The sequence below is a fragment of the Streptomyces sp. HmicA12 genome (assembly GCF_000373565.1).
In the GTDB taxonomy this organism is placed as follows: Bacteria; Actinomycetota; Actinomycetes; order Streptomycetales; family Streptomycetaceae; genus Streptomyces.
The window spans coordinates 276554-288397 of sequence record NZ_KB891797.1; the positions used below are offsets into that span (position 1 = coordinate 276554).

At 73.2% G+C, this 11844-nt stretch carries 11 protein-coding genes; 4 read left to right on the forward strand and 7 right to left on the reverse strand.

Translation table 11 applies throughout. The annotated features are described in order from the left end of the window. Positions 1-67 precede the first annotated feature (67 nt). Positions 68-1069 (reverse strand): glycosyl hydrolase, encoded by a 1002-nt coding sequence (locus B072_RS0101375; protein WP_018528140.1) that lies wholly within the window; start codon positions 1067-1069, stop codon positions 68-70. A 173-nt stretch (positions 1070-1242) separates the two neighbouring features. On the opposite strand from B072_RS0101375, the gene B072_RS0101380 reads away from it, so the two are divergent. Beyond that, complete coding sequence (locus tag B072_RS0101380) at positions 1243-2262, forward strand: LacI family DNA-binding transcriptional regulator (RefSeq protein WP_026245349.1); 1020 nt, start codon at positions 1243-1245, stop codon at positions 2260-2262. 16 nt (positions 2263-2278) lie between these two features. On the opposite strand, the gene B072_RS0101385 is transcribed toward B072_RS0101380, so the two are convergent. After that, entirely contained in the window at positions 2279-3805 is a 1527-nt protein-coding gene (locus B072_RS0101385; protein ID WP_018528142.1) for a flavin monoamine oxidase family protein, read from the reverse strand. Between the two features lie 76 nt (positions 3806-3881). Then, positions 3882-5030: a flavin-containing monooxygenase gene (locus B072_RS0101390; RefSeq protein WP_018528143.1), complete on the reverse strand. Its 1149-nt coding sequence runs from the start codon at positions 5028-5030 to the stop codon at positions 3882-3884. Between the two features lie 161 nt (positions 5031-5191). Between B072_RS0101390 and B072_RS0101395 the strand changes: the two genes are divergently transcribed. From B072_RS0101395 to B072_RS0101405, 3 genes are read left to right on the forward strand one after another with little or no spacing between them, the layout of a single operon-like run. Further along, positions 5192-5641: a hypothetical protein gene (locus B072_RS0101395; RefSeq protein ID WP_018528144.1), complete on the forward strand. Its 450-nt coding sequence runs from the start codon at positions 5192-5194 to the stop codon at positions 5639-5641. After that, positions 5641-6078: a Zn-ribbon domain-containing OB-fold protein gene (locus tag B072_RS0101400; RefSeq protein ID WP_018528145.1), complete on the forward strand. Its 438-nt coding sequence runs from the start codon at positions 5641-5643 to the stop codon at positions 6076-6078. Before B072_RS0101395 ends, B072_RS0101400 begins: the two co-directional genes overlap by 1 nt. A gap of 40 nt (positions 6079-6118) precedes the next feature. After that, entirely contained in the window at positions 6119-7012 is an 894-nt protein-coding gene (locus B072_RS0101405) for a GNAT family N-acetyltransferase (protein ID WP_018528146.1), read from the forward strand. Positions 7013-7015: 3 nt separating this feature from the next. On the opposite strand, the gene B072_RS0101410 is transcribed toward B072_RS0101405, so the two are convergent. From B072_RS0101410 to B072_RS0101425, 4 genes are all read right to left on the reverse strand, one after another. Continuing rightward, on the reverse strand, positions 7016-7681 hold the full coding sequence (locus tag B072_RS0101410) for a pyridoxine/pyridoxamine 5'-phosphate oxidase (protein ID WP_018528147.1): 666 nt from the start codon (positions 7679-7681) through the stop codon (positions 7016-7018). A gap of 60 nt (positions 7682-7741) precedes the next feature. Next, positions 7742-9874: a serine/threonine-protein kinase gene (locus B072_RS45325; RefSeq protein ID WP_158689126.1), complete on the reverse strand. Its 2133-nt coding sequence runs from the start codon at positions 9872-9874 to the stop codon at positions 7742-7744. 102 nt (positions 9875-9976) lie between these two features. Next, positions 9977-10564 (reverse strand): dihydrofolate reductase family protein, encoded by a 588-nt coding sequence (locus tag B072_RS0101420; RefSeq protein WP_018528148.1) that lies wholly within the window; start codon positions 10562-10564, stop codon positions 9977-9979. Between the two features lie 92 nt (positions 10565-10656). Beyond that, entirely contained in the window at positions 10657-11826 is a 1170-nt protein-coding gene (locus B072_RS0101425) for a thiolase C-terminal domain-containing protein (protein WP_018528149.1), read from the reverse strand. Between the last annotated feature and the right edge of the window lie 18 nt (positions 11827-11844).

The window sequence follows — 11844 nt, forward strand, 5'->3', positions numbered from 1 at the left end:
AGGCAAAGGCTGGGGCGAGTTGGGACGAGTGTGGTGCGAACCCGCCTCAGCCTCTGTTCTGCCCGCTCTACGGGAGTTTCACCTCCCCCTGGTTGAGCACGCGCCGGTGGAAGTAGCTCGCCTGGATCTCGGCGTTGGTGTTGTTGCCGCGCAACTGCTCCGACCAGATCATGAAGTACGCCCAGCGGGTCTGACTGTCGAGCAGGGTGGCGTTCGGCACCTTGCCCATCTCGGCGATCGCGATCGGCTTGCCGCCCGCGATGGTGCTGAGCTGCTGGTAGTCGGCCGTGCTCGGGTAGTTCTTGTACCAGGCGTCGAGCGAGGCCACGTCGACGTACGCGTCGCCCGGGTAGTAGTTCGCCCAGCCGCCCTCGGGGTTGTCCTGGACGTTCCACACCCAGATGAGGTTGTCCAGGCCCTTGCCCGCGAGGTAGTCGTGGGTGATCCGGTACAGGCGCGCGCCGCCGTTCGCCCCCGGGCGGTGACCCCACCAGTTCCAGGACTCGTTCATCTCGTGCAGCGGCCGGAACAGGACGGGCACGCCCGCCGACTTCAACTGCTGCAGATACGGCACGACTTCGTCGAGGCGGCGCTTCCAGGCGGTGTTCAGCGCGGTCCCGTCGGTGACGATCTGGCTGAACTGGGTGTCACTGATGCTCGACTTGACGCCGCCCTCGAACTCGCACGAACTGCCCATCGTCGGCGGGCACACGTGCCAGGTCAGCGCCACCAGCGAGCCGTTCCTCCACTCGGTCTTCGCCTGGTCGATCACCCGCTGCCGGTTCGCGACGTCCTCGGCGCGGAACATCAGGTCACCGCCCCACAGCCCCGGGTACTGCCCGGTGACGTCCTTGACCTGCTGGGTGTACTGGCCCGGGTTGCTCGCGGGCTCCTTGTTGTGCTGGCCGGAGACGATGCTCGTACCGGAGACGGAGCGCAGGTAGGTCAGGACCTGCTGCTTGTTCCCGGCGGGGAAGGCCTGGGCGTTGCCCGGGAGGAAGGTCAGCGCCAGGAGCCCGGTGATGAGCAGCGCGACCCCGCGCGCCCGGCGGACGGCTTTTCTGTGCATGGAGCAATTCCCTTCTGTGGAAGGTGAGTTGGCTGCATTCGGCGGCACACTCTGCACAGCGCGGACATCGTTGTCTAGACGTTGAGCAAGTTGAGTAAAAGGCCAGTAATGAAAGGGAGTTGGGCGGTCGCGGCGGCGACAGCGCGGCTTGACCGGTCTACGGTGGGGAGCCCATGACAGAGCAACGGGTGACCATCGGGGATGTCGCGGCACGTGCCGGAGTGTCGCGGGCCGCCGTCTCGCTGGCCTTCAACGGCCGGCCGGGCGTCTCGGACGCGACCCGGGCCAGGATCGTGGAGGCCGCGCGCTCGCTCGGCTGGCGGCCGAACCGCTCCGCGCGCGCCCTGAACCGGCAGGGGGCCGGCACGATCGGCCTCGCCATCTGCCGCCCGGCACGCCAACTCGGCCTGGAACCCTTCTACATGGAGTTCGTCTCCGGCCTGGAGAGCGTCGTCTCGGAGCACGAGGGCGCGCTGCTCCTGCGCCTGGTGAAGAGCCTCGACGAGGAGATCGAGCTGCACGGCCGCTGGTGGCGGAACGGGCAGATCGCCGGGTCCGTCCTCGTCGACTTCCGCGCGTACGACCCGCGCGTACCGGCCCTGTCCCGGCTCGGGCTGCCCGCGGTCGCGGTCGGCCACCCGTCCCTGACCGGCCCGTTCACGTCCCTGTGGACCGACGACGCCACCGCCGTCAGGGAGGCGGTCCGCTATCTCGCGGCGCTCGGCCACCGCTCCATCGCCCGAGTGGGCGGCGCCGCCGAACTCGGGCACACCGCGATACGCGGCGCCGCGTTCGCCGCGGCCATCGACGAACTCGGTCTCGACGCGGCGAGGCAGACCGGCTCGGACTTCTCCGGCGCGTCCGCGGCGCGGGCCACCCGCGCCCTGCTGACGTCGGCCCGGCGGCCCACGGCGATCGTCTACGACAGCGATCTGATGGCCGTGGCGGGCCTGTCGGTGGCGGCGGAGATGGGCCTGCGCGTTCCGGCCGACCTCTCGATCCTGGCCTGGGACGACTCACAGCTGTGCGAACTGACGCACCCCACGCTGTCCGCGATGAGCCACGACATCCACGCGTTCGGCGCGGACGTGGCGCGGACCCTGTACGACCTGGTGAGCGGCAAGCGGGTCACCGCCCACCCGGTCCCGACCCCGACGCTGACCCCGAGGGGATCGACGGCGGGAGCCCCGTGAGGGGCGCCCCGCCCGCTCAGGACGCGGCGACGACCTCCCGGGCCACCCGCTCCCCGGACCGCACCGCCCCGTCCATGTACCCGCACCAGTACGCCGACGTCTCCGTACCGGCCCAGTGGATCCCGCCCACCGGCGCCCGCAGCGCGGCCCCGTACTGCGTGAGCACCCCCGGCGGCGCGTACGCGACAGGACCGCCGCGCGAGAAGCCCTCGTTGTCCCAGCGCTGGAGCACGAAGCCCGTCGGGGACGCGGCCTTCGGGCCGAAGTACGTCACGTAGTCCTTCAGCACCACGGCCTTCACCTCGGCCTCGGACGCGCCGTCGTACGCCCGCATCTCGTCGGCCTCGATGAACCCCATCAGGGCGCCGTACGAGGCGTCGGGAGGCGAGTTGTCGAAGCTGGAGCGGACGGTTCCGGCGTCGCTGACGACCTGGCCGTTGAGGCCGTCGGCCCGCCAGAACGGGGTGTCGTACACGGCGATCGCCTTCCCGATCGACCCCATCGGAAGGCGCTGCGCGAGCTGGTCGCGGGCGGCCGGCAGCAGCGGGTCGAACTCGATCCGGGCGGCCAGCGGCGGCGGCACCGCGACCACGACGCGGCTCGCCGTGACCGTGACGCCGTCGGCGGTGACGGTGTACCGGCCGCCGGCCCCGCGCGCGACGCGCCGCACCGGCGCGGACAGCCGCACCCGCTCGGCGCCGAGCCGTTCCGCGAGCTTCAGCGGGACCTGCTGCGAACCCCCGACGAAACGCGTGGCCTGGGCGCCGTCCGCGGTCTCCGTGAGGCGTTCGAGAGTGCCGGGCGTGGACTCGTTCCCGGCACTGGCGATGTAGAACAGGACGTAGAGCAGGGAGAGTTCACGCGGCTCGGCCGAGAAGATCGACGTGCACGCCACCTCGATGAGGAACCGGGCCGAGGGGATCACCGCGTTCGCCCGCAGCCACGTCTCGAACGTCTGGCGGTCCCACTCCTGCGCCTTCTCGGCCGTCCAGGGCGCCTCGACCGGGACCTTCTTCGCCATGTCGTCGAGGAGCGCCTGCACGGCCGCGGCGTTGGCGAGGCCCGCCGCGTCGATGGGCGGGACGGAGCCGAGGAGGCCGTCGGTGGCGTACGGGGTGCGCTTGCCGTCCTTGTAGAGGACGTTCTTGCCGGTGTTGTACGTGGGGAACGTCTGCACCCCGAGGTCGTCCGCCAGCGCCTTGATCCGGTCCTGGGTCGGGCCGATGAACTCGCCGCCGCCCTCGGAGGTGCCGCCGTTCGGGAGCTTCAGGTTGAGGACCCGGCCGCCGACGCGGTCCCGCGCCTCCAGGACCAGGACCCGTTTGCCGGCCGCGGCGAGGTCGCGGGCCGCGGTGAGGCCCGCGAGGCCGGCACCGATGACCACGACGTCGACGTCCTTGGCGTCCGCGGCGTGGGCGGTGCCGGTCGCCGTGCCGGTGGCCAGGAGGGTGGTGGCCGCGGCGCCGCCGAGGAGGGCGCGGCGGCGGGTGAGGTCCGTGCTGCGCGGGCTGAGCGGGTTGAGCGGGTGTCTTTCGCGTGGCATTGCGTTGTACTCCGTCTCGCTCGTGGTGTGTGGCTGAGGTTCCGGCCCCGGACCCCCTGCGGAGTTCCCCGCGCTCCTACGCGCGCTTCGCCACCGCCTTCGCGATGCGGTCCGCGTCGCGTGCCATCTCGCGGAGCATCCCGCTGATGGGGTTGGTGTAGCCGGTGCAGTAGAGGCCGGGGAGCGCGGTGCGGGGGCGGCCCGTCCTCGGGTCGAGTACGTCGAGGTGGCCCACCAGGGACTCCAGGCCCTGGCTGTAGCCCGTCGCCGCGATCACCGTGTCCGGGGTGACGCGCGTGCCGTCGGAGAGGACGACCGCGTCGCCGTCGAACGCGTCGACCGCCGCCACCGGCTCCACCTTCCCGGCGCGGACCGCGTCGATGAGGCCCACGTCCTGTACGGGGATGGAGCCCTCCCGTGCCCGTGAGTACAGGCCCGTGTCGGGGCGCGGCAGGCCGTGCTCGGTGAGGTCCGGCACGCTCAACCTGCCCAGCGGGACGGCCAGTCGGTCCACCAGGCGCACCGGGAGGCGGCGGCACAGGATGCCGGTGAGCTGGGCCGGCCAGCCGAGTGTGGAGCGGCGCACGATGTGCGGGGCCGTGCGGACGGCGAGGCGGACCCGGGCCGCGCCGCCCTCGATCAGGTCGACGGCGATCTCCGCGCCGGTGTTGCCGACGCCGACGACGAGCACGTCCTGGCCCGCGTAGGGCGCCGGACCGCGGTACGCGCTCGCGTGCAGGAGCGTGCCGGTGTACGTGGCCGAGCCGGGCCAGTCCGGCAGGCGCGGGGTGTGGTTGTAGCCGGTGGCGACGACGACCGCGGCGCAGGACAGTTCCCGTCCGCCGGTGGCCCGCAGGATCCAGCCCGAGCCGTCCTCGGCGCGGTCGACGCGGGTCACCTCGACGCCCGTCACCACTTCGAGGTCGTGGTACTCGGCGTACTTCTCCAGGTACCGCACGACGTTGTCGCGGGAGACCCAGCGGCCGAAGCGGCGCGGGATCGGCAGGCCGGGGAGCGAGGAGAGGCGGCGCGTCGTGTGCAGGTGGAGCCGGTCGTAGTGGGCGCGCCAGGAGGCCGCGACGCGGTCCGACTTCTCCAGGACGACGGCCCGTACGCCGTGCGCCTTGAGGCTCGCCGCCGCGGCCAGGCCGCCGGGGCCGCCGCCGATGACGTACACGGGCGGGCGTTCGTGGCTGCGGGCCGGCGTGGGGTTGGCGTCGGTCATGAGCGGAGCGTAATCCCGCAGCTTGTTGATGGGGTCCGGTCAAGGAGGAAACCGGTTGCGGATTGATCACGGGGGCCGGGGTGTGCCCGCGCCCTTGCGGGTGAGGCACCGGATGCGGTGAACTGACGTACCGTCAGATATTGGAGGAGGGGCCTGACCTCATGGACGCGATAGGGCTCAGCGGCGCCGAGTGGCTCGCCGTGCTGCGGATCGGCCTCGGCCTGTGGTGGCTGGAGAGCTGGCGGCACAAGGACAAGAAGGGCTGGTTCGAGCGCGGCACCGGGATCGCGTGGGCCGCCGACGTCGCCGGCAAGCACCAGTGGAACGCCGTGCGCAGCGGCTTCGACGTCGTCGTGAAACCGCGGCCGAGGACCATGGCGTACGTCGTCGTGTACGCCGAACTCGCCCTGGGGCTCGGCCTGATCGTGGGACTTTTGACCCCGGTCGCGCTCGTCGGCGGACTGCTGCTCAACCTCCTGTACTTCACGCTGATGATCCACGACTGGGCCGAGCAGGGGCAGAACGCGATGATGGGGCTGATCTCGGTCGTCGCGCTCTTCGCCATGTCCTGGCAGACCTGGTCCCTCGACCACGCGATCGGACTGTTCTGATGAGCCGTGCCACCGGTACGCGTTTCGACGTGCCCGACGTCGACGCCTTCACCCGGACCTACTGGGACGCCGCCGCCGAGGGCACGCTGCTGCTCCGGCACTGCGACGCGTGCGGGCGCGACCACCACTATCCGCGGGAGTTCTGCCCGCACTGCTGGAGCGAGGACGTGCGGTGGCGGCCCGCGAGCGGCTGGGCCTCCCTCTACACCTGGTCCGTCGTGCACCGCAACGACCTGCCGCCCTTCGGGGCCAGGACCCCGTACGTCGCCGCCGTCGTCGATCTCGCCGAGGGCCCGCGGATGATGACCGAGATCGTGGAGTGCGAGGAGGCCGGGCTGAGGGTGGGCCTCGACCTGGAGGTCCGCTTCCGGGAGGCCGGCGACGGGGAGGGTGCGGTCGTGGTGCCGGTGTTCCGGCCGGTGGCGACCGGGGCGTAATGCGGGTGCGTGGGCGTGCGGGCGTCGCCATCATGGGCGGATGACCACGCCGCCGTCATCGCCTTGTGCCGGAGCCTGGGAACTCACCTCCGATCCGGCGGAGTTCGCGCGCGCCGCCGGGTCCTACCTGCGCTCCGACCGCGCCCTGCACACCGTCCAGCTGAGCGTCCTCGCCGGACTGCTGGCGCACGAGCCGCGGTTCGCCGGAACGCCCCGGGCGCGCTTCGGGGTGTGGCGGAACGGGGCGGGCGAGGTGACGGGGAGCCTCCTGTGGACGCCGCCGTACCAGCTGAACGTGAGCCCGCTCGACGCGGCCGCCGCCGAGCAACTGGTCGCCGCGCTGGACGGGGCCGAACCGAGGGGTGTGGGCGGCACCGCGGAGGCGACCGAGGCCGTCGCCCGGGCGTGGGCGCGGCGCCGCCCCGGGGTCCGGGTCGAGCGGAGGCTCGCGCAGCGCCTCTACCGCCTGGACCGGCTCACCCCGCCCGAGCCCGGACCCGAGGGACGGGCGCGGGTGGCCGGGGCCGGCGACCTGGAGCTGCTGACCCGCTGGTGCCGGGGGTTCCAGCTGGCTGTCGGGGAGGCGCCCGACGAGGAGCACGCCCGTGCCCTGGCCGAAGGCCGCGTCTCCTACGGAGGGTTCACGCTCTGGGAGGCGACCGACGGCACCCCGCTCTCCCTGGCCGGCCTCCAGCGGCGGACCGCCGGCTCCGTGCGCGTGGGCCCCGTCTACACGCCGGAGCCGCTGCGCGGCCGGGGCTACGCGGCCGCGGCGACCGCCGCCGTGAGCCGCGCCGCGCTGGACGACGGCGCCGACGAGGTCGTCCTCTTCACCGACCTGGCCAACCCGACCAGCAACGCCCTGTACCAGCGGCTCGGCTACCGGCCCGTGCGGGACTTCGCGGTGCTGAGGTTCACGGCCGCACCGGCGTGAGTCTCACGGCCACAGCAACTCCTTGGCCCAACCGTCTTCCGTACGGGAGTACTTGAGGCGTACGTGCCGTCGTCGGGCGTCGCCTTGGAAGAACTCCACCTCGTTGGGGGCGAGTTCGTACGCCGTCCAGGTCGGCACCGCGGTCTCCGGCGCGCGCTGCGCCAGCTCCCAGGCGGACTGTGATGCCCGGTCCAACTCCTCGTAGGAGGAGAGGTGTTCGCTCTGGTGGCCCACCAGGGCCGCGGCCAGCGCGCCGGTCGAGCGGGCGTGCAGGTCGGCGTGGGCGACCTCGGCGGGGGCCGTGCGTACGGTGCCGCGGACGCGGACCTGGCGGCCGAGGACCGGCCAGTAGAAGCCGAGCGCCGCGTACGGCCGGGCGGCCAGCTGGCGGCCCTTGGCGCTGCCGGAGTGGGAGGCGAACTGCCAGCCGTGGTCCGGGTCGGCGCCGTGCAGCATCACCGTGCGGACGTCGGCGCGGCCCTCGGCGTCGGTGGTCGCGAGGGACGGGGTGTGCGGCTCGGTCTGGCCGGCCGCCACGGCCGCCGCGAACCACTCCACGAACAGCGGGACCGGCTCGGCGGGCGTGGCGGCCGGGTCGAAGGCGGGCAGCTCGGTGTCCCAGACGCGCAGGGAGCGCAGGAGGGCGTGCAGGTCGGGCTCGGATTCCATGGAGCCATTGTCGCGCCGGGCCGGCCGTCGGGCGCGGTCGGGCGGGCGGACGGCCGCGGGTCAGTCGCGGGTCAGGCCCGCCACGGTGCCGAGCGTCTTCCAGGAGCCCGCCGCGCGCTGCTCGACCCACACGGGGCGGGTGGTGCCCCGGCCGAGGGAGGCGCGCGTGTAGTCGCCCTGGAGGCCGTTGATCCGGGCGTCCGGGAGGGCCGCCGCGATGTGCTCGCGCGCCTCGGCCGCCCCGGTGTCGTGCACCGCGCCCGCCCGGAACGCCGCGACGACCGCCTGGGTCGCCTCGTACTCCTCCAGCGCGCCCGGCCGGGTCAGCAGCGGCCGCACCCGGGCGCACCAGGCCGCGTCCTGGGTGCACTCGCCCTTGCCGAAGGCGCCGGAGGAGACGGTGCGGAAGCGCAGCACCCCCTCGGGCACCGCCTCGCCCTCGTGCCGGGGCGCGGCGGCGCGGGCGCAGTCGTCGTGGTGGTCGGGGGCGAGGGCGATCGTGCCCCTGAATCCGGCGCGGCGCAGCGCGGTGATGTCGCCGGTTCGGTCCGGCCGGTCGGCGAGGTGGACGACGTCGGGCCGGGCGTCGGTCAGGAGCCGGCGCAGCGCGCCGTCCCCGAGGGCGTGCGGCGGTGTCGTGTACGTGGCGTACGCGTGCCCGGATCCGCCGCTCCCGGCGAACCGCTCGGCCAGCGGCTCCAGGCCCGGTCCCGCGGGGGCCAGGACCCGCTCGGCGTGCCGGACGTCCTCCAGGTACGCGCCGAACTGCTCGACGGCGTCCGCGGGATCGGCCCCCGACGCCGGTAGGCCCGTCCGGTCCTGGCAGGTGCGCACGGCGGCGGTACCGTCCATCAGGCCCGGGGCGCCGGCCGCGGTCCCGATGAGCGCGACGACGTTCGGGTGCCTCCGCGTGAACTCCCGCGTGGAGAGGCGGCCCGCGTACGGCACGGACACGGCCTTCAGCGGCAGCGGTCCCGCGTAGTCGTGCAGGGCCCGCTCGACGACCCCGGTGTCGGCGTCCGCGCCGAGGCCCGCGACGGCGATCTCGAAGGTGGGCCGGGGACGGCCCGGCCCCTGCTCCCCGCCGCTCAGCGCCGCGGACACGGAGATGCCGGTGGCGGCACAGGCCAGGGCGAGCGCGCCGACGAGGAGCTTGCGGCGACGGGGGAAGCGGGGCCCGGGCGGCACGACGGGCGCCGACTTCCGGGTGTCCGGGGCCGGAACCACGGCCGGTGCCGGTGCCGGTGCCGGTGCCGGGACGGGCGCGGGAGCCGCCGCCTGTGCCGAAGCGGTGCGCGCCGAAACCGTCCGCGCCGGAGTGGGGGACCCCGCCACCGGTGTCCGCATCTCCTCCAGGATCCCGTCGAGCAGAGCCGCCACCGCCGCCGCGTCGGTCGGCCGGTCCTCGGCCCGCTTCGCCATCAGCGCGGCGATCAACTCGTCCACGGACGTCGGGACTTCGGCCCGGGCCCGGCTCGGCCTCACCGGGGTGTCGTGCAGGTGGTTGTACATCACCCCGGCGGCCGGACCGTTGAACGGGGGCCGCCCCACGAGGAGTTCGTGGAGCACGCACCCGAGCGCGTACAGGTCGATGCGTCCGTCGCCCGGCTCCTGCCGGAACCGCTCCGGCGCCATGTAGAGCACGCTCCCGATCGGCAGCGTGCCGGTCCTGGTCAGCCGGGTCGCGGCCTCCGCGCCCTCCAGGAACGCGGCGATCCCGAAGTCGAGGATCTTGACGGCGCCCGGATCGCCGGGCGTGACCATGATGTTGCCGGGCTTGATGTCCCGGTGCACGATCCCGGCGGCGTGCGCGGCGGCCAGCCCGAGCGCGGTCTGCCGCGCCCACTCCAGCGCCTGCTCCACGGGGGCGCGCACCTCCCGCCGCAGGACCTCCTGCAGCGATGCGCCGCCCACCAACTCCATCACCAGGTAGGGGACTTCGGGTCCCGTGCCGTCGTCGGTCCCGTGGTCGTGCACCGTCACGACGTACGGACTCGACAGCGCGGCGACCGCCCGGGCCTCCCGCCGGAACCGGCGCAGCAGCTCCTGCCGTTCGCCCGCCTCGATGTCGTCCGGCGGCGCGAACAGCTTCAGGGCGACCAGCCGGCCGAGATCCTCGTCCCGGGCGCGCCAGACCTGCCCCATGCCACCGGAACCGATGGTCTCCAGGAGCCGATACCGTCCGCTGAGCACGCGTCCCCGCACAGCGTTCGACGCTAAGCCCGGAACCGACAACTCCCCATCACGAGACGTGCGTTCATCCGTAACGGTTTCGGCTCGGCGGTGGAGACCTGCCTACCGGGCCCGGGCGCCGCCGACCACGTCGAAGACCTGCTTCTGCACCCCGTTGGCGTACGCCTCGTGCTCCACCAGCTTCAGCTTCTGGGCGTCCTTGTCCGAGTCGCTGAACAGCCGCTTGCCGGCGCCGAGCAGCAGCGGGAAGACGAGCAGGTGGTAGCGGTCGATCAGGCCCGCGTCGGACAGCGCCCGGTTCAGGCGCGCGCTGCCGTGCACGATGATCGGGCCGCCCTCGGTCCGCTTCAGGGCGGCGACGTCGTCGAGGGAACGCAGGATCGTGGTGTCGCCCCAGTCCGTCACCAGGTCGCTGTCCTTGAGGGTGGTGGAGACGACGTACTTCGGCAGCGTCCGGTAGCGGGCGAACTCCTCCATGCCAGGCCACACCGGGCTGAACGCCTCGTAGCTGACCCGGCCGAGCAGCATCGCGCCGGCCTCCTCCTGCTCCCGGCCCTTGATCTCGAAGGCCTCGGGGAGGAACTCGACGTCCTTGAACGTCCACCCGGAGTTCCGGTACCCCTCCTCGCCGCCCGGCGCCTCCACGACGCCGTCGAGCGAGACGAAGGCGGTGCTGATGAGCGTACGCATGAGAGGTCTCCCGGTGTGGTGGAGCTGTATCGACGCCCATCATGACCGGGGTCCCCGGGAGAACTCATCGGTGCCGACGGAAACCGGCCCGGTCACTCGCGGCCGAGTACCACCGTTCCCGACGAGCAGAACCAGCCGCCCGTGCCCGAGGCCACCGCGAGCGCGGGCGGTGAGCCGTCCGCGCGCCGCACCTGATGTCCGCCCGCCTCGCCGCGCAGCTGCCGCACGGCCTCCACGAGCAGGAACAGGCCGCGCATGCCCGGGTGCTGGGCGGAGAGGCCGCCGCCGTCGGTGTTGGTCGGCAGCTCGCCGTCCCGCAGCAGCCGCCCCTTCTCGACGAACGAGCCGCCCTCGCCCTTCGCGCAGAACCCGAGGTCCTCAAGGGTCACGAGCGTCATGTACGTGAAGGCGTCGTAGATCTCCGCGATGTCGATCTCGTCGGGCCGCACCCCGGCCCGCTCGAACGCGAGGCGGCCGCTGACCGCGGCGGGGGAGACCGTGAAGTCGTCCCACTCGGACATGGTGGTGTGCGAGACGTGCTCGCCCGAACCCAGCACCCAGACCGGCGAGGTGGCGCAGTCCCGCACCAGGTCCTCGGCGACCATCAGCACCGCGGCGCCGCCGTCGGAGCGTATGCAGCAGTGCAGCTTGGTGAACGGGTCGGCGATCATCGGCCCGGCCAGCACGTCGTCGACCGTGATCGGGTCGCGGAACATGGCGTCGGGGTTCGCGGCCGCGTTCTGCCGTGCCTGGACCGCGACCTGGGCGAGCTGGTCGAGGGTGGTCCCGTATGCGTGCATGTGGCGGCGGGCCGCCATCGCGTACTTGGCGACGAGGGTGTGGCCGTAGGGCACCTCGAACTGGAGCGGGCCGCGCGCGCCGAAGCTCAGGTTCGACGTGCGCCGCCCGGCCTTGATGTCGGCGCGGGCCGTCGATCCGTACACCAGGAGGACGGCGCGGGCGTGCCCGGCGGCGATGGCGTCCGCCGCGTGTGCCGCCATCACCTCCCAGGTGGATCCGCCCACCGAAGTGGAGTCCACCCAGCGGGGTTTGAGCCCCAGGTACTCGGCGACCTCGACCGGCGCGAGCGTGCCGAGCCCGGCGCTCGCGACCCCGTCGACCAGGTCGGGGGTGAGGCCCGCGTCGGCCAGCGCCCTGCGGGCGGCCTGGGCGTGCAGGGCGTAGGGGGTGGCTTCGTCGACGCGCCCGCAGTCGGAGAGGGCTATGCCGGTGATGGCAGCCTTGGTTCGTGGCCCAGTCATAGATCTGACGGTACATCA

Excerpts from the sequence above, each read along its gene's own strand:
- B072_RS0101375 (WP_018528140.1), bottom strand. The coding sequence starts at position 1,069 with ATGCACAGAAAAGCCGTCCGCCGGGCGCGCGGGGTCGCGCTGCTCATC.
- B072_RS0101385 (WP_018528142.1), bottom strand. The coding sequence starts at position 3,805 with ATGCCACGCGAAAGACACCCGCTCAACCCGCTCAGCCCGCGCAGCACG.
- B072_RS0101395 (WP_018528144.1), top strand. The coding sequence starts at position 5,192 with ATGGACGCGATAGGGCTCAGCGGCGCCGAGTGGCTCGCCGTGCTGCGG.
- B072_RS0101420 (WP_018528148.1), bottom strand. The coding sequence starts at position 10,564 with ATGCGTACGCTCATCAGCACCGCCTTCGTCTCGCTCGACGGCGTCGTG.
- B072_RS0101410 (WP_018528147.1), bottom strand. The coding sequence starts at position 7,681 with ATGGAATCCGAGCCCGACCTGCACGCCCTCCTGCGCTCCCTGCGCGTC.
- B072_RS0101390 (WP_018528143.1), bottom strand. The coding sequence starts at position 5,030 with ATGACCGACGCCAACCCCACGCCGGCCCGCAGCCACGAACGCCCGCCC.
- B072_RS0101380 (WP_026245349.1), top strand. The coding sequence starts at position 1,243 with ATGACAGAGCAACGGGTGACCATCGGGGATGTCGCGGCACGTGCCGGA.
- B072_RS0101400 (WP_018528145.1), top strand. The coding sequence starts at position 5,641 with ATGAGCCGTGCCACCGGTACGCGTTTCGACGTGCCCGACGTCGACGCC.
- B072_RS0101425 (WP_018528149.1), bottom strand. The coding sequence starts at position 11,826 with ATGACTGGGCCACGAACCAAGGCTGCCATCACCGGCATAGCCCTCTCC.
- B072_RS0101405 (WP_018528146.1), top strand. The coding sequence starts at position 6,119 with ATGACCACGCCGCCGTCATCGCCTTGTGCCGGAGCCTGGGAACTCACC.